The following is a 15,570-nucleotide window of genomic DNA, read 5'->3' as shown; positions in this document are numbered from 1 at the left end:
GGTGTTTCCTTGAGTTCTTGAGGCCGGTCACGCGGGCCCAGGGGTGAGGGAGAGGGGCAGTTCGGCGACGACCCGGAAGCCGCCCTCGGGCCGTGGTCCGGTGGTGACGGTGCCGCCGACGGCGGTGGCACGTTCGCGCATGCCGATCAGGCCGTGACCGGTGCCGAGCCTCTTGGGCGCGTGCGGCGGACCGTCGTCCGTGATGGTGACGCGCAGGGCCGTGACACCGTACTCCAGGGCCACCTCGGCGTGTGCCGCGCGGGCGTGTTTGTGGGTGTTGGTGAGGGCTTCCTGGATGATGCGGTAGGCCGTCAGTTCGGTGGAGGGTGCCAGCGGCCTGGGGACACCCGTGCGTGACAGCGACACGTACAGACCTCCGCTGCGGACACCGCTGACCAGGGCGTCGAGGTCGGCCAGGCGGGGAATGGGGGCCCGGGAGCCGGGTGCGTCGTCGGACTGGCGCAGCAGGCCGACGGTGGCCCGCAGTTCGTCGAGGGCGGCCCGACTGTTGTCCTTGATGTGGGCCAGCGCCTCGTAAGCCCGGTCCGGGTCGGTGCGCATGAGGTGATGGGCCACGCCTGCCTGGGCGTTGACCAGGGTGATGTGGTGGGCGACGACATCGTGGAGTTCGCGGGCGATGCGCACGCGTTCCTCGGTGACGCGGCGCCGGGCCTCCTCCTCCCTGGTGCGCTCGGCGCTTTCCGCGCGCGCTTCGACCTGTGCGAGGTGCCGGCGGCGGCTGCGGACGGCGTCGCCCAGGGCGGTCGCCGCGATGGCGAAGTCGAACCGCAGCAGACTCGTACCCACCAGGAGCGGTTCGTGGTGGGTGGCGGCGTAGACCCCCGTGATCGCGACCGAGGCGGTGACGCCGGTGATCCAGGCGGTGCGCCGGTCGCTGCGGGTGGCGAGTGTGTACAGGGCGACGAGGCTCGCCGCCGGAGTGAAGGCGTGGTCCGGGGCCAGGGCCATGCCGGTCAGATCGACCGCCAGGGTGAGTACGACGACGGGCAGCGGCCAGCGGCTCCGGAACACCAGGGGGACGCAGGACAGTGCCGTCCACGCCACCCACGTTGCCCGGGGAGCGTGCCAGCCGGACGTTCCCGCGGCCGTGGCGGCCACGGCGACGAGGACCACCGGCACCGCGGGCAGTGCGTCCCTGATCCGGGCATGGTGTGCCAGCCACCGCCTCATCACTGTCACCTGCATTTCCTCAATGTACGAAGCGCGGGCCGACGACGGGCGGGTCACCCCAGCCTGTCGCCGACCCGCGAGTACGGCGGTCTCAGTCGGCCGGACCGACGGGCTGCGGCTCCCGCACCGGGTGCGGCTGCCGCTCCGGTTCGTCCGGCGGTCCCTCCACGGACACCCGCGGCAGTGCCTTGTCCAGCCGACGCGGCAGCCACCAGTTCGCCCGTCCGCACAGGTGCATGAGTGCCGGGACGAGGATCATCCGGATCAGCAGCGCGTCCACGGCGACGGCCACGGCGAGGCTCACGCCGAACTCGGAGATCACCCGCATGCCGCCGAACACGAAGGAGCCGAAGACGCAGAACATGATGGTGGCGGCGACGACGACCACCTTGCCGGTCTCGGCCTGTCCGACCCGCACGGCCCGGTGGCTGTCGCCGGTGTGGGCCCACTCCTCGCGCATCCGGCTGACCAGGAAGACCTGGTAGTCCATGGACAGGCCGAACATGATGCCGACGACCAGGATCGGTACGAACGACTCGATCGGTCCGGCGGCGCCGAGTCCGAGGAGCGAGGCGCCGTAGCCGTACTGGAAGACGATGACGATCGCGCCGAAGGCCACCCCGATGCTGAGGATGTTGAGGACGGCGCCCACGGCGGGGATGAGCAGGCTGCGGAAGGCGACGGTCAGCAGCAGGAACCCGAGCGCGGCGATCACCAGCACGAACACCGGCAGCTTGCCCAGCAGCACCGACGCGAAGTCGTCGTTGCTCGCGGTGAGACCACCCACGTAGACCTTCATCGACGTGCCCCGCTCTGCCGACGGGATGACGTCGTCGCGCAGGTGGCCGATCAGGTTGGAGGTGGCCGCCGCCTGCGGGGAGGTCGTCGGCACGACGGAGATCACGCCGGCCGTCTGCCCTTCCTTCATCGGAGCGGCGCCGGCACTGGCGATCCCGTCGACCTGCTGAAGGGCGGTGACCAGCTTCGCCGCGGCCGCCTTGTCGGCGGCGGTGGGGGCCTGGACGGCGAGGACGAGCGGGCCGTTGAAGCCGGGCCCGAAACCGTCCGCGATCATGTCGTACGCCTGGCGGTTCGTCGACGTCGTGGGCAGGTTGCCGTCGTCGGCCGCGCCCAGGCGCAGCGTCAGGGTCGGGAGCGCGAGCGCCGCCAGCACGGCGAGCACGATGGCACCGAGGGCCTTGGGGTGGGTCTGGACCCGTGTGGCCCACCGGCCCCACAGATCGGTCCCGCTCGTGCCGGCGACGGGGGCGCTGCGCTCGCGGCGGCTGAGGACCCGGGGTCCGATCATGCCGAGCATCGCCGGCAGCAGGGTGATGGCGGCCAGCACGGTGAGGACGACGGTGACGGCCGCGCCGATGGCCATTCCGTTGATGATGCCGACGTTCAGGGTGAGCATGCCGAGCAGCGCGACGACGACGGTCAGCCCGGCGAACACCACCGCCCGGCCTGAGGTGTTGAGGGCCTTGGCGACCGACTCGGCCGTATCCATGCCCGCCTTCAGGTTGGCGCGGTGCCGGTTGACGATGAACAGGGCGTAGTCGATGCCCACGCCGAGACCGATCAGCGAGCCGAGGGTCAGGGTGGTGTCGGACAGCGTGATGACGTGGCTGAGCAGGATCACGGCGACCGCGGAGGTGCCGACGCCGACGATGGCCGTGAGGATGGGCAGCACCGCCACCCACACCGCCCGGAAGACGAACAGCAGCACGACGAAGGCGAGCACGATGCCCATGGCGTCGGCGACCGGGTTCGGGGCGGGGTTGACCGTGAACGCCTGCCCGTTCAGCGCGATGTGCAGGCTCTTCGCCTCCGGGGCGGTCGCGAGTTCCTTGACGTGGTCGATCTGGGCGTCGGCCACGTCAAGGTCGAATGCGACCGTGGCGTAGGCCGTCTTCCCGTCCTTGCTGACCTGCGCCTTGCCGCTCGGCGTGTAGGGGCTGGTCACGGAAGCGACACCCGGCGCGTGGGCGATGCGTCCCAGCGCGCCGGTCATCGCCCGCTCGGCCGCGGGCTCGGTGACCTTGCCGTCCTTCAGCTGCCAGACGACCCGGCCGCTCTTGCCCGCCGCGCTGTTGGAGGCGTGCTGCAACAGGGCCGTGGCCTTGGCCGAGTCGGTGTTCTGAGAGGTCGGGCTGTTGCCGAAGGCGCTGCCGGCCGCACCGACCCCGGCGCCCAGACCGATCAACAGGCCCACCCAGACCAGGACGACGGCGAGCCGGTGCCGGTGGCACCAGCGGGCGAGAGGGGACATCGACGAGCCTTTCCAGGGATACGCCACGTGAGCGGGCCGACGATCCCGGCCCGCTCTCACGTTCGCATCGCTGCGGTCTCTCGTCATTGGGCGTTCGCAGACACTTGTCTCTACCGCGATCGCAGTAGACCAGGGGACGAATGGCTCCGCCTGACGAGAAAACGACGAAGCCGTTGTCGTTGCGTTCCTGCCCTTCGTGAAGAACGCCAATGGGGCGATGCCCGATGCCGGGTTCGCGAGCGCCTTCGCCCGCTGTGCGCGGTGGACCGGCGGCGCTCGATCTCCGGTGACCTGCTCCTGCTCCTGATGACGCTGGGAGGGGGGGCTTGTTGGTGTGTGGGGTGGTGGCTGAGCTGGGGTGTTTCGGGCTGGAGAGCCGGAGGCCCAAAGACGTCTGCGTGCCGAAGCGAACTGCGTGGCCGATCTCTTCCCGGCCACCGACGGCTCCGCAAGACCATGCCTGACCAGCGACTGTGCGGTTCTGCGCCATGCCCTGCGCGAGTACGAGAAGTTCTCCAACTCCCATCGTGCCCGCCAGGGCAAGCGTCAGCAGGTCCCACTGCGCCCGGTGCCCGCGCCGATCACCGATCCAGACCGAATTGCCCACCTGGAATACTCGGCACGACCGACTCGGCGGCGTCCGACGAAGTCTGGAGACTGGGCCGGCTGCTGGAGCAGATCTTCCGGAGGGCGGTCGAGCACAGAATGCACGGTTCGCGAGCTCGGTGCTGTGCACGACCTGGAGCTTGTCACCGGCGATGTCGTCAGCCACGTCTGCTGCCTGGCGCTTACCGAGGATCGTGAACCCACAGCAGCCGCGCATCACGGTCATAGATCGACAGAGACGGGGATTGCTGTTCCAGCAGCCACCACATGAGGTCCTGTAGATTCCCCGTCCCCGGTGACGGAACGGTCGTGACGAGGAAGTGCTGCTGTGCGGCCCCGAGCAACGGGCTCAGGTGGGCCTTCGCTTCCAGAACACTGCCGTCGCGATGCCGCAGCGTCGCACCGTCGGCGCCGAGCAGATCGTCCAAGGGCCGACCGATGATCTCCACAGAGGTGTATCCCAGAAGCTCCTGGGCCTCGCGACTCCAGTAGGCCACGCGCGCGTCCCCGTCCGTCACCGCTATGGTCACGGACTCGTCGGCGTGGGCCTTGTCCGGCTGCCGTGCGCGTCGGCCGGGCGGCCCGTCGGTGCGAGGCATGGCGCACCTGGCCCTCCTGCCTCGTGTCGGGGCACTGTCCACGATCGTCCGGCCGGCGGCGGAGGGCAAGACGAGACGGGGCTGCCGGCCAGGCGGTTCAGCCGTGGGGTCCCACGCCGCGCAGGAACGTGTCGACGACGAGTGTGGCCAGTGCGTCCGCGTTCTGCCGGACCTGGTCCGGGTCGCGATCCGCGCCGCCTCCGTGCTGGGCCTCGTCGACGAGGGCGTAGTAGACCCGCCGCGCCCACATGAGGTCCGTGTCCGGGGCGAGGAGCCCTTCACGCTGGGCCCGGGCGAAGAACTCGAGGGCGCCGGCGTTGATCTCGGACCAGATCTCCGCCGTGAGGGGGGTGTCGGCGAGCGGGTGGCCGAGGGTGAACCGCCAGACGCTCTTGATCCGCAGTACGTTCGCCGTGACGCGGTGCAGTGCCACCAGTGGTGGGGCGGTGTCCATGTGGGCGTCGTCCACGCACTCCATGAGCTGCCGCTTCGCCGAGGCGCCGAGGGCCTCGATGAGGGCCTGGCGGTTGGCGAACCGCCGGTGCACCGTCGTCCTGGCCACGCCCGCCTGCTCGGCGATCTGCTCCATGGAGGCGCTGGGGTCTTCTGCCAGGACCTGCTCGGCCGCCTCCAGGATCGCGCGCACACTGCGCGCGGCATCGGCCCGCAGGGGTCGGCCCATGACCTATCCACTCCCGTTGTTGATTCGTGATGCACCGAAGACCATACGCCTGACCTGCGGATTTGTACTGATTTGCATCAACGTTGTTGCGTGGGAATGTAAAGTTGCGACAAGGGTGATGCGATTAATCGGCCTAACTGCTACGTTCCTGTTTTAGATCATGGACCTCCTCTCATGATTCGGCTCCCCGGTCGGCGGTTTCTGAAGTCCGCGGAGCGGAGTCCCTCTGGTCCTGGCCTATGTGCCTGATGGCGCCCCCTCAAGAGCCCACGGGCGAACCGGAGGAATGACAACGGTGGAGATCGAGCTGCGGATCAACGGGTCCGCCCAGAAGCTGGACGTCGCGCCTCAGGTGAGCCTGCTCGACGCGCTGCGCGAGTATCTGGGCCTGACCGGCACCAAGAAGGGATGTGACCAGGGCGCGTGCGGCGCCTGCACGGTGCTGGCCGACGGCCGGCGGATCAACGCCTGCCTCGCACTGGCGGTGCAGTACCAGGGCCGCGAGATCACGACCATCGAGGGGGTCGACCATCCGCTGCAGGAGGCGTTCGTCCGTGCGGACGGGTTCCAGTGCGGCTACTGCACTCCGGGCCAGATCTGCTCGGCGATCGGCATGCTCGCCGAGCACAAGGAAGGCGCGCCCAGCGCGGCGACCGAGCACCTCGCCGACACCGGCGGAGAGCTGGACGAGACGGAGATCCGGGAGCGGATGAGCGGCAACCTGTGCCGTTGCGGCGCGTACAACGGCATCGTCTCGGCGATCAAGGAGGTCGCGAAGTGAAGCCGTTCTCCTACCTCAGCGCACCGGACACGGCCACGGCGCTGCGCACGATCGCGGACAGCGAGGACGTGAAGTTCCTCGCGGGCGGGACGAACCTCGTCGACCTGATGCGGGAGGGCATCGAGCACCCGGCGACGGTCATCGACATCACCCGCCTGCCGCTGACCGGGATCGAGGAACTCCCGGACGGCACCATCCGCGTCGGCGCACTGGTGACCAACAGCCGCCTCGCGGCGGACCCGCTCATCAGGACCCGCTATCCGGTGCTGGCCAAGGCGATCCTGCTGGGGGCCTCGGCCCAGCTGCGGAACATGGCGACCGTGGGCGGGAACCTGCTGCAGCGCACCCGTTGCATGTACTTCTACGACGAGGCCTCGGCGTGCAACAAACGCGCGCCCGGCAGCGGCTGCGACGCGATCGGCGGGTTCTCCCGCGGCAGTGCCGTGCTGGGGGCCAGCGAGCACTGCATCGCGACGCATCCCTCGGACATGGCGGTGGCGCTGGTGATGCTCGACGCGGTCGTAGAGGTCGAGAGCGTGCACGGTATCCGGCACGTCCCGATCGCCGAGTTCCACCGCGTGCCCGGCGACACCCCCCACATCGAGACGGCGCTGGCCGCCGACGAGCTGATCACGGCCATCGAGCTGCCGCCCGTGCCGGCCGCGGCGCACTCGAGCTACCGCAAGGTCCGCGACCGCGCGTCGTACGCCTTCGCCCTCGTCTCCGTCGCCGCCGCGCTGGCCGTCGAGGACGGCCGGATCACCGAGGTCCGCCTCGCGCTCGGCGGCGTCGCGACCAAGCCGTGGCGGGCACACATCGCGGAAGAGCTGCTGCTCGGCGCCGAAGCCACCGACGAGAACTTCGCCAGGGCCGCCGCCGCCGAACTCGCCCCCGCCCTGCCTCAGTCCGACAACACCTTCAAGATCGACCTGGCCCAGCGGACGGTCGTGGCCGTGCTGCGGAAACTCAACGCTGAGCGGAGCGCATCGTGACCACACACACCAGGACAGGCTCCGAGCCCGGCGTGGACGCTTCCGTACCCGTCGGGGGCGCGGTCGGACGGCCGGTGGACCGCCGGGACGGCAACGCGAAGGTGACCGGGGCCGTCCGGTTCTCCGCCGAGCACCACTACCCCAACCTCACGTACGCGATGCTGGTCCACGCCACCGTCGCCCGGGGCACGATCACCCGCATTGACACGACCGCGGCGGCCGCGGTGCCCGGCGTCGTTGCGGTCCTCACCCACCTCAACGCGCCGAGGATCCGGCCGGTACGCAACCACAACATCGTGCGGGACCTGGGACCGAGCGTGTCGGGGACCAGTCTCGACTACCTCAACACCGACCAGGTCTTCTGGGACGGCCAGCCGATCGCCGTCGTGGTCGCCGAGACCTCTGCCGCGGCGAACGAGGCCGCCCCGCTTGTCGAAGTGACCTACGACCCGCTGCCCGCCCGGGTGGACTTCGCCGCCGAGCAGACGAACGCCACCCCGGCGAAGGGCGACCTCACCTTCGCCGGCCGCACGAAGAAGGGTGACGCCGAGAAGGCGCTGGCCGCCGCGGAAGTCTCGGTCGACCTGCGCTACACCACGCCCGGGCTGCAGCACAACGCGATCGAGCCGCACGCCACGGTCGCCGTCTGGGACGGTGATCACCTCACGGTGCACGACACCACCCAGTCCATCAACCAGACCGGCCGCTATCTGGCCTGGCGGTTCGGTGTGCCCGCGTCCCGCGTCCGCGTCCACGCCGAGTTCGTGGGGGGCGCCTTCGGCGCGAAGTTCGCCGTCTGGCCCGGCACGGTCATCGCTGCGATGGCGGCCAAGGCCGTCGGACGGCCCGTACGCCTGGCACTGAGCCGCAGGGCCGTCAGCCGCGCCACCGGTGGGCGTACCGCCTCCACCAACCGGATCGCGCTCGGCGCGACCCGCGACGGCCGGCTCACCTCTCTGATCCAGGACAGCGTCACCCGCACCGGCTCGGCCGGAGGCCTGCTCGAGGCGACTACCTCGCCGGCCCGACACCTTTACGGCGCCCAGAACATGCTGACCCGGCAGAACCTCGTACCGATGGATCTGATGCCCAACACCTGGCTGCGCGCCCCCGGCGAGGCGATCGGCAGCTTCGTACTGGAATCGGCGATGGACGAACTCGCCTACGAGCTGTCCATGGACCCGATCGCCCTGCGGCTGCGCAACGAGCCCGCAACGGATCCGACGGGTGGCAAGAAGTTCTCCCAGCGCATGCAGCGTGAAGCCTTCGAGAGGGGCGCCGAACGCTTCGGTTGGGCGGACCGCAACCCCGAACCCCGCTCCATGCGGGATGGCGAGTGGCTCGTCGGCATGGGCACGGCCACCGCCTACCACCCGGTCGTGCGCCTGGTCGCCGACGTCAAGGTACGGCTGAGCGACGACGGCAGCGCCCTCGTGCAGTGCGGTTTCCACGAGATGGGCATGGGCGCCGCGACCGTACAGGCACAGATCGCCGCGGACGCCCTCGGCATCGCCTACGAGAAGGTCCGTGTCGAGTACGGCGATTCGGCCCTGCCGTCCGGACCGATGGCCGGCAACTCCAACCAGACGGCGACGGTGGCCACCAGCGTCCTCGCCGCGTGCGCCGAGCTGACCCGGAAGGTGAGTGCCCTGGCCCGGCGTACGGGCACGACCGGTCAGGAACCGGCGGCCGCCCTGCGTGCGGCGCGGCGCCCGTTCATCGAGGCGTCGGTCGGGTCGGCCACCAGGTTCGGCGCGCTGGGCAGTCAGAGCCGCTTCCTGACCACCTTCCTCAAGGACCAGCGCTGGTCCAAGGCCGCCCGCGGCGCGCAGTTCTGTGAGGTGCGGGTGAACGCCGACACCGGCGAACTGCGGATCTCGCGCTGGCTCGGCATGTTCGACGTCGGCCGCGTCATCAACCCCAAGACCGCGGCCAGCCAGCTCCGCGGGGCCGTGGTCATGGGCATCGGCATGGCGCTGTCGGAGCAGAGCCTGATCGATCCCCGCAACGGGCGCACCATGAGTGCCGGGCTCGACTCCTACTACGTGCCCGTGCACGCCGACATCCCCCCGATCGACGTCGACTGGCTCGACGAACCGGACAAGACGATGCCCCTGGGCATCATCGGCCTGGGCGAGGTCGGCATGACCGGCGTGGCGGCCGCGGTCGCGAACGCCGTCCATCACGCGACCGGCAAGCGGATCCGGGACCTGCCGATCACGCTGGACAAGCTGCTCTGACGACGGCCCGATCTGCGCAGACAAGAGAGTGGCTCCCATGATGGACATCGCGGACGAGCTGACCCGGTGGCTCGAGGAAGGCCGGGGCTTCGCCGTCGCCACCGTCGTGGCCGTCAGCGGCAGCGCCCCGCGAGGGCCGGGCGCCGCGCTCGCCGTCGACGCCGACGGAGCGGCCATCGGCTCGGTCTCCGGCGGCTGTGTCGAAGGCGCGGTCTACGACCTGTGCACCCAGGCGCTCAAGGACGGCCAGGCGGTGCGCGAGCGGTTCGGCTACAGCGACGAGGACGCCTTCGCCGTCGGCCTGACCTGCGGCGGTGTCCTCGACATCCTGGTCACGCCCGTACCCGCCGACGCGCCCGGCCGGAGAACATTCCAGACGGCGCTGTCGGCCGCCACCCGGGGCGAGGCGGCGGCGCTGGCCCGCGTGGTCCGCGGCCCGGCAGAACTCCTCGGACGGGCGCTGACGGTCCGTGAGGGCGGATCCCACGACGGCGGACTCGGCGGACGTCCCGACCTGGACCGCGCCGTCGTCGACGAGACCCGTTCCCTGTTGCAGGCAGGGCGCACCGGCACCTTCGACATCGCGCAGGACGGAACCCACTGCGATCCCGACCTGACGGTGTTCGTCGAATCAAGCGTCCCGCCGCCCCGCATGCTGGTCTTCGGCGCCATCGACTTCGCCGCGGCCCTGGTACGCGTGGGCAAGTTCCTCGGCTACCACGTCACGGTGTGCGACGCCCGGCCCGTCTTCGCCACCCGGACACGCTTCCCCGAGGCCGACGACATCGTGGTCGACTGGCCACACCGCTACCTACACCGCACCCGGACCGACGAGCGCACGGTGGTGTGCGTCCTCACCCACGACGCCAAGTTCGACGTGCCCCTCCTGGAAGCGGCTCTGCGACTGCCGGCCTCCTACATCGGCGCGATGGGCTCCCGCCGCACCCACGAGGACCGCGACCGCAGGCTCCGCGACATCGGCCTGACCGAAGCCGAACTGACCCGCCTGCACTCACCCATCGGCCTCGATCTCGGCGCCCGCACACCCGAGGAGACCGCCCTGTCCATCGCCGCCGAGATCGTCGCCGCCCGCTACGGCGGCACAGGGCTGCCCCTGAGCGACTCACACACACCGATCCACCACGCCACTGAAGAGCGCAGGCCGGCGGCGATCGGCGCGGGTGGCCGCGTGACGCGACCGCGAGCCGACGGTCAGGGGCACCAGAACACCCTGAGCCCGGTCCGGACCGGCGTGGCCGCCTCGATGCCGACAGCCCGTGATCAGGACGGGGCCTTCCCGGGGACGGCGGTGGTCGATTTGAATAACGAAAACGATCGGTTTACTATTAACGGGAAACCGGTCGGTTTCCTCGTGGAGGGCGGCCGAGACCGTGATCCACGGTTGCCTTCGTGTGCCGAAGGGTTTTGAGTCTGCAGGTTCCCGGTCCGGCGATGGTGCCGTCCGGTCTTCTCCTGATGTAGCTGTGTTGTCCAGGCCGGAGTAAGTCATGAACGGAATTCACCCCTTCCGCGTGCTGCGCGCGAAACCCCTGTGGATCGCCAGCGGTGTGATCACCGGCGTTCTCGCGCTGCTGTTCGCCGTGCTGTACGTCGGCGCCAACATCGACCCGGCCGGCCACATGAGGAACCTGCCCGTCGGCCTGGTCAACGCCGACGAGGGGGCCACGGTCGGCGGCAAGCAGGTGAACCTGGGAGCGCAGATCACCGGCTCGATCAAGAAGTCCACCGCGGGAGGGGACAAGGTCGACTGGAAGGTGATGGACGAGCGGGAGGTGAAGGAGGAGCTCGGCAAGGGCAAGCTGTACGGTGCGCTTGTCGTGCCCGCCGGCTTCACGTCCTCGGTCGCCGCCCTGACCGGCACCGGCACCACGGCCGCCGAAACCCCGAGCCGCCCGGCGCTGACGGTGCTGACGAACCAGTCCGCCGGCAGCCTCGGCTCCAGTCTGGCGCGGGTCGCGACGACGCAGGCCGCCGAGAACGCCTCGCTCCACATTGGCAAGGAACTGACCGCCCGGATCGGAACCGCGCACAAGAAGCTGCCCGCCGCGGCACGCGTCCTGCTCGCCGACCCGGCCGCCGTCACAGTGAAGGACGGCCATCCCCTCGACTCGCACAGCGGCCTGGGCCTCACCGCGTTCTACTACGCGCTCGCCCTCGTGGTCGTCGGCATGCTCTCCGCCAACGTCATCAGCGGACAGGTGGACCACACCCTCGGCTACACCCACAACGACCTGGGTCCGCTGCGCCTGCACCGCCCGCTGATCCGGGCGACCCGGGTGCAGACCCTCGCCATCAGCAGCACCCTCATGGCGGCCCTGTCCCTGCTGATGGGCACCCTGGTCATGGTCGGGGCGGTCGGCATCATGGGCATGGACGCCTCCCACCTGCCGTTGTTGTGGCTGTACTCGGTGTGCGCCATCGCGGTCTCCGGGATCGGTGCGCTCACCCTCCTCGCGGTGTTCGGCACCCCCGGCATGCTGGTGGCCACGCTGGTGTTCATCGGCATGGCGGTGCCAACGGCCAACGCCACCACGCCGATCCAGGCGCTGCCCGGCTTCTACCGCATCCTTGCGGAGTTCGAGCCCCTGCGGCAGATCGCCGGCGGAGTACGCTCCATCCTCTACTACGGCGCGCAGGGCGACGCGGGGCTGACCCGGGGCTGGGTCATGATGGCCGTCGGCCTCGTGGCGGCCGCTCTGTTCGGCTTCGGCGTGCTGGGGTGGTACGACCGCAAGGGGCTGCACCGCATCCCTGCCGCGACGGACCCCGAGAAGAGCGCCACCCCGGTGTAGCGGAATTCCTTCCGCCTCCCAGGACGGGGCCGTTGTGCGGAGTGGCCCCGTGTGTGTCGCCCCCGTGGGGACGAGGGGCGTGCACACCATCAGGGCTCGGCGACGGTCTTTCTCCCCCGAGACCGTCGCCGAGCCTCTGAGCGGACTTCAGTGCCCGGAAGGCGCCGGTCGCCTCCCGGCAGCACTGAAAACCGATCGGTTTCCAATTCGTCCGATTCGAGTTAACCTCACGACATGACCACCGAAGCGAAGTCAACTTCCAGAGAGCGCCTGTTGGAGGCGGCGGCCACCCTCACTTACCAGGACGGCGTCAATATCGGCGTCGACGCGCTGTGCAAGGCGGCGGGCGTGTCGAAGCGCTCCATGTACCAGCTGTTCCACAGCAAGGACGACCTGCTGGCAGCAAGCCTGGAGGAGCGCACTGCCCCCTTCGTGGCCCCTATCCTGCCCCCGGCGGACGACGGCCGCTCCTCCCGCGAGCGGATCCTGCACGTCTTCGGGCAACTGGAGTCGCAGGCGCGCGCGCCCGCCTTCCGAGGCTGCCGGTACCTGGCTGTGCAGATCGAGCTCAAGGACCATAATCACCCTGCGAGCCGGGTGGCACACCGGATCAAGGCGAAACTGGCCGCCTTCTTCCGCACAGAGGCCGAGCGTGGCGGCGCGAGCGACCCCGATCTGCTGGCCCGGCAGCTGATCCTGGTCTTCGATGGCGCCGGCGCCCGCGCCGGGATCGGAGCCGACACCCTGACGGGACTCGTCGCCCCCACGGTGGTCACCCTGCTGGATGCGGCAGGCGTGCGCTGACGCCTCGTCCTTCCGGAAGGCATCCTGGCCTCCTGGCTACTTTCCCGCGCCCGGGGGGAGGCCGATGGCGGTGAGCGTGTTACCGAGCATGCCGCAGGCAAAGAAACGTGCAGTCCGGTCGGCATCGGCACCCAGCGCCAGATGCACGGCTTCCCAGATCCTCATCCAGGCCGCCCGGACGTCGCGGCCGATCAGGTCGTCGCCCTGTGGCCCAGTGGCCGTCACGACGGCGTATCCCTGCATCTGCATCAGAAGTGTTTCGGGGCGCATCGAGATCAGCCGCGTGTAAGCGTTCGCCATGGCGCGAAAGGCCGGCGCGCCCCTCTCCACCCCGTTGGCCGCCATCTCGAAGGCCAGGCGTGTGTCTTCCGCGCTCCGCGCCAATGCGGCGACGAAGATCGCCTTTTTGTCGGGGAAGAGCCGGAAGAGGTACGGCTGCGAGACGCCTGCTCGCTTGGCGATCGCCGCGGTAGAGGTGCCGTAGTAACCGGTGATCGCGAACTCGGCGATCGCCGCGCGGATGGCGCTCTCGCGCCTGTCCCGCACGCTGATCCTGTCCATGCCGCCATCTGCCCGCTTGAGCCCTGCAAGGGGAAAGCGGTCGGTTTCTCGGTGGGCGCGGAGTTGTGACGACGAAGAATCGGTCGTTGGCACTCGTGACAGGCGCGTCATCCGGTATCGGGAAGGAAACCGCGCTCGCGCTGGTCGCAGCGGGTTTCGACGTGGCCGGCACAAGCCGCGTAGCTGCCGAGAACCCTGTGCTTGCGCAGAGGGCGGCGGTTGTGGAACGTCTCGGGGAACGCGAGGATCTGGGCGCGGACGGAGCCCGGTCGGGCCGTGTCCGCGCCGAGAACCCGTTTGAGCAGGGAGCAAGACTCTCCGCGGTCCCCATGCGTGAGGCAGCCGGGTTGCCGCGTGACCGAACACCTCACGGGTGGCCAGGTCCTGCCGGCAGGCGAGGTGGAACCAGCTCCCGGCTGTCGGGAGGTAGGTCTTGTCCCCGACTTGCTTCGCGCCGGGGTGGGGTTGGAGTGGACGCCGCGGCCGATCAGGTCAGGAGCCGGCTGCGTCTTCTTGTCCGGCCTCGTCAGCGATCGTCGCGTCCGCCTGGCCGGACCCGGCCCTCGGCCTTTGCAAGGCATTCGGGGAAGGGCCGGCGCCGGCAGGTTAGTCGCACACGAGCCCGGGAGGCGAGCTGAGGAATTTCCCGATCAGAGAGCCGACTTCGTCAGGGGCCTCGATCTGTGGGTAGTGGCCGACCGGGAAGGGGTCGTCGAGTTCCTGCAGGCGTGCGTGAGGGAAGCGCTGACGGATTCTCTGGGCGACGTGGGCACCGCTGATGGGGTCACGGGGTCCCCAGACGAAGAGGGTCGGGGCGTTGAAGTCTTCGAGGGCCGTGACCCATCGTGTTTCGTGGGCGCGGCGTTCGTCGATGTAGCGCAGCAGACGTGGCGCCAGCAGGTGTCCCTGGTGCAGGGCCATGCCATTCCACATCTCGTGCAGGTTCTGGTCGGAAGCGGGACGTGCCATGAGACGGCGCATCGATCTGGCGAATGTCTTCTGGTTGATGCCGTGGCTGAGCAGGGGGCCGAAGGGGCCGTGCAGGAGACGCTGAATGCGCAGTGGGCGGTGCAGATCGGGGTAAAGGCCGCCGTTGAGCCATACCATGCGGGTGACGCGGCGGGGGTTCCGGGCCAGGAGCTCTTGGGCCACGGTGACGCCGTAGTCGTGAGCGACCATGGCGGTGTCGCCGATGTCGAGGTGGGTCCATACGCCTTCGGCCAGGTCGGCCTGCTCCATCACCGAGTAGGTGTGGCGGCGTGGCTTGTCGCTCGCGCCGAACCCGAGCAGGTCGAAGGACGTGACGCGGAGGCCCAGGTCAGTGAGGTGGGGCAGGATGAGCGACCAGTCGTGTGACGAGGTGGGGAAGCCGTGTAGGAGCGTGACGGGACGGCCGTCTTCGGGGCCGTCCTGTCGGACGAACAGGCGGTGCCGGCCTCCGCGGCCGCGCACCGTGATCCAGGAACCGCCGGTGAGCCAACGGGCGTGGGAGGGCATGTGTGAGGGCATCGGGTTGTCCCGGAGACAGGCGGTGCCGTGGTTCGGCATCGCGGACGCAGAGGAAGTCGTCGTCGCCGTCTGATCGGCCGAGCAGTGTCTGTTCCGATTCCGCGACGCGCGGGGCGGTCTTGTTGAGATCGCGGTAAGAGTCCGGGTATCGGGTCACGGCGACGCTGTGCTGCGTCGCGGTGTTGTGGTCTGGGGGCGGGCCTGGGCTGGAACCGGTACCTGTATGGGCAGGTCGAGCGCTGCAGCTCGTGATGCGCACGCCCCTGGGCGCCACGTGCTGCGGAGACTGCTGGCGCGCCCAGCCTGCCAGGGCTTGCGCCCTGGACAGAGTTGCGGGATCTGGCATGATCGCGCTCCGGCGAGAGGTCGGTGGAGGGGCAGCCGAGAGGTACACCCGTAGGTGGGAGGGGCGCCCCTTTACAAGCCTATGCAAGTTGTCATGGGCCACGTGAGCGGTCCTCATGTGACGGGATGCCGCGTTTGCTGTCGCTGGCACGTCATCACCGCTCCGGCGTCCACC

At 69.7% G+C, this 15,570-nt stretch carries 12 protein-coding genes and 1 pseudogene; 7 read left to right on the top strand and 6 right to left on the bottom strand.

Going from position 1 to position 15,570, the window contains the following annotated elements:
* Positions 1–27: 27 nt before the first annotated feature.
* The 4 genes from EDD90_RS11635 to EDD90_RS11620 all read right to left on the bottom strand — a co-directional run bounded on the left by EDD90_RS11635 (position 28) and on the right by EDD90_RS11620 (position 5,350).
* Positions 28–1,206 carry a sensor histidine kinase gene (locus EDD90_RS11635; protein ID WP_123972943.1) on the bottom strand — a complete coding sequence of 393 codons (1,179 nt, stop codon included), beginning with the start codon at positions 1,204–1,206 and terminating at the stop codon, positions 28–30.
* Positions 1,207–1,282: 76 nt separating this feature from the next.
* The gene (locus tag EDD90_RS11630) at positions 1,283–3,463 is read right to left on the bottom strand and encodes an MMPL family transporter (RefSeq protein WP_123972942.1); all 2,181 of its coding nucleotides are present in this window, start codon (positions 3,461–3,463) and stop codon (positions 1,283–1,285) included.
* A gap of 788 nt (positions 3,464–4,251) precedes the next feature.
* Positions 4,252–4,668, bottom strand: coding sequence for a PAS domain-containing protein (locus EDD90_RS11625; RefSeq protein WP_123972941.1), 417 nt, complete (start codon positions 4,666–4,668; stop codon positions 4,252–4,254).
* 97 nt (positions 4,669–4,765) lie between these two features.
* Positions 4,766–5,350, bottom strand: a complete 585-nt coding sequence (locus EDD90_RS11620; protein WP_123972940.1) for a TetR/AcrR family transcriptional regulator — start codon at positions 5,348–5,350, stop codon at positions 4,766–4,768.
* A 286-nt stretch (positions 5,351–5,636) separates the two neighbouring features.
* On the opposite strand from EDD90_RS11620, the gene EDD90_RS11615 reads away from it, so the two are divergent.
* The 6 genes and pseudogenes from EDD90_RS11615 (at position 5,637) to EDD90_RS11590 (ending at position 12,980) form a co-directional block, all read left to right on the top strand.
* Complete coding sequence (locus tag EDD90_RS11615) at positions 5,637–6,131, top strand: 2Fe-2S iron-sulfur cluster-binding protein (protein WP_123972939.1); 495 nt, start codon at positions 5,637–5,639, stop codon at positions 6,129–6,131.
* A complete protein-coding gene (locus tag EDD90_RS11610) occupies positions 6,128–7,123 on the top strand; it encodes a xanthine dehydrogenase family protein subunit M (protein WP_123972938.1) in 996 nt (331 codons plus the stop codon). Before EDD90_RS11615 ends, EDD90_RS11610 begins: the two co-directional genes overlap by 4 nt.
* Complete coding sequence (locus EDD90_RS11605) at positions 7,120–9,363, top strand: xanthine dehydrogenase family protein molybdopterin-binding subunit (protein ID WP_123972937.1); 2,244 nt, start codon at positions 7,120–7,122, stop codon at positions 9,361–9,363. Before EDD90_RS11610 ends, EDD90_RS11605 begins: the two co-directional genes overlap by 4 nt.
* Before the next feature lie 37 nt (positions 9,364–9,400).
* A pseudogene (locus tag EDD90_RS11600) lies at positions 9,401–10,543 on the top strand (XdhC family protein); the annotation flags it as partial.
* A 328-nt stretch (positions 10,544–10,871) separates the two neighbouring features.
* On the top strand, positions 10,872–12,176 hold the full coding sequence (locus EDD90_RS11595) for a DUF3533 domain-containing protein (protein WP_123972936.1): 1,305 nt from the start codon (positions 10,872–10,874) through the stop codon (positions 12,174–12,176).
* 234 nt (positions 12,177–12,410) lie between these two features.
* On the top strand, positions 12,411–12,980 hold the full coding sequence (locus EDD90_RS11590) for a TetR/AcrR family transcriptional regulator (protein ID WP_123972935.1): 570 nt from the start codon (positions 12,411–12,413) through the stop codon (positions 12,978–12,980).
* Between the two features lie 36 nt (positions 12,981–13,016).
* Here the strand turns inward: EDD90_RS11590 and EDD90_RS11585 are convergent, their stop codons facing one another.
* Entirely contained in the window at positions 13,017–13,541 is a 525-nt protein-coding gene (locus tag EDD90_RS11585) for a TetR/AcrR family transcriptional regulator (protein WP_185149043.1), read from the bottom strand.
* 65 nt (positions 13,542–13,606) lie between these two features.
* Between EDD90_RS11585 and EDD90_RS59005 the strand changes: the two genes are divergently transcribed.
* Positions 13,607–14,179, top strand: coding sequence for an SDR family NAD(P)-dependent oxidoreductase (locus EDD90_RS59005; RefSeq protein WP_398924349.1), 573 nt, complete (start codon positions 13,607–13,609; stop codon positions 14,177–14,179).
* Here the strand turns inward: EDD90_RS59005 and EDD90_RS11575 are convergent.
* Positions 14,148–15,038, bottom strand: coding sequence for an alpha/beta fold hydrolase (locus EDD90_RS11575; RefSeq protein ID WP_123972934.1), 891 nt, complete (start codon positions 15,036–15,038; stop codon positions 14,148–14,150). The two genes, EDD90_RS59005 and EDD90_RS11575, sit on opposite strands and share 32 nt — an antisense overlap.
* Positions 15,039–15,570 lie beyond the last annotated feature (532 nt).

The sequence above is a fragment of the Streptomyces sp. Ag109_O5-1 genome (assembly GCF_003814875.1).
In the GTDB taxonomy this organism is placed as follows: domain Bacteria; phylum Actinomycetota; class Actinomycetes; order Streptomycetales; family Streptomycetaceae; genus Streptomyces; species Streptomyces sasae.
Note: the sequence above shows the minus strand (reverse complement) of the source record. Positions and strands in the feature narration are given on the sequence as shown.

What these genes read in the sequence shown, in the direction of transcription:
- EDD90_RS11635 (WP_123972943.1), bottom strand. Translation starts at nt 1,206, where the DNA reads ATGCAGGTGACAGTGATGAGGCGGTGGCTGGCACACCATGCCCGGATC.
- EDD90_RS11630 (WP_123972942.1), bottom strand. Translation starts at nt 3,463, where the DNA reads ATGTCCCCTCTCGCCCGCTGGTGCCACCGGCACCGGCTCGCCGTCGTC.
- EDD90_RS11625 (WP_123972941.1), bottom strand. Translation starts at nt 4,668, where the DNA reads ATGCCTCGCACCGACGGGCCGCCCGGCCGACGCGCACGGCAGCCGGAC.
- EDD90_RS11620 (WP_123972940.1), bottom strand. Translation starts at nt 5,350, where the DNA reads ATGGGCCGACCCCTGCGGGCCGATGCCGCGCGCAGTGTGCGCGCGATC.
- EDD90_RS11615 (WP_123972939.1), top strand. Translation starts at nt 5,637, where the DNA reads ATGACAACGGTGGAGATCGAGCTGCGGATCAACGGGTCCGCCCAGAAG.
- EDD90_RS11595 (WP_123972936.1), top strand. Translation starts at nt 10,872, where the DNA reads ATGAACGGAATTCACCCCTTCCGCGTGCTGCGCGCGAAACCCCTGTGG.
- EDD90_RS11590 (WP_123972935.1), top strand. Translation starts at nt 12,411, where the DNA reads ATGACCACCGAAGCGAAGTCAACTTCCAGAGAGCGCCTGTTGGAGGCG.
- EDD90_RS11585 (WP_185149043.1), bottom strand. Translation starts at nt 13,541, where the DNA reads ATGGACAGGATCAGCGTGCGGGACAGGCGCGAGAGCGCCATCCGCGCG.
- EDD90_RS11575 (WP_123972934.1), bottom strand. Translation starts at nt 15,038, where the DNA reads ATGCCCTCCCACGCCCGTTGGCTCACCGGCGGTTCCTGGATCACGGTG.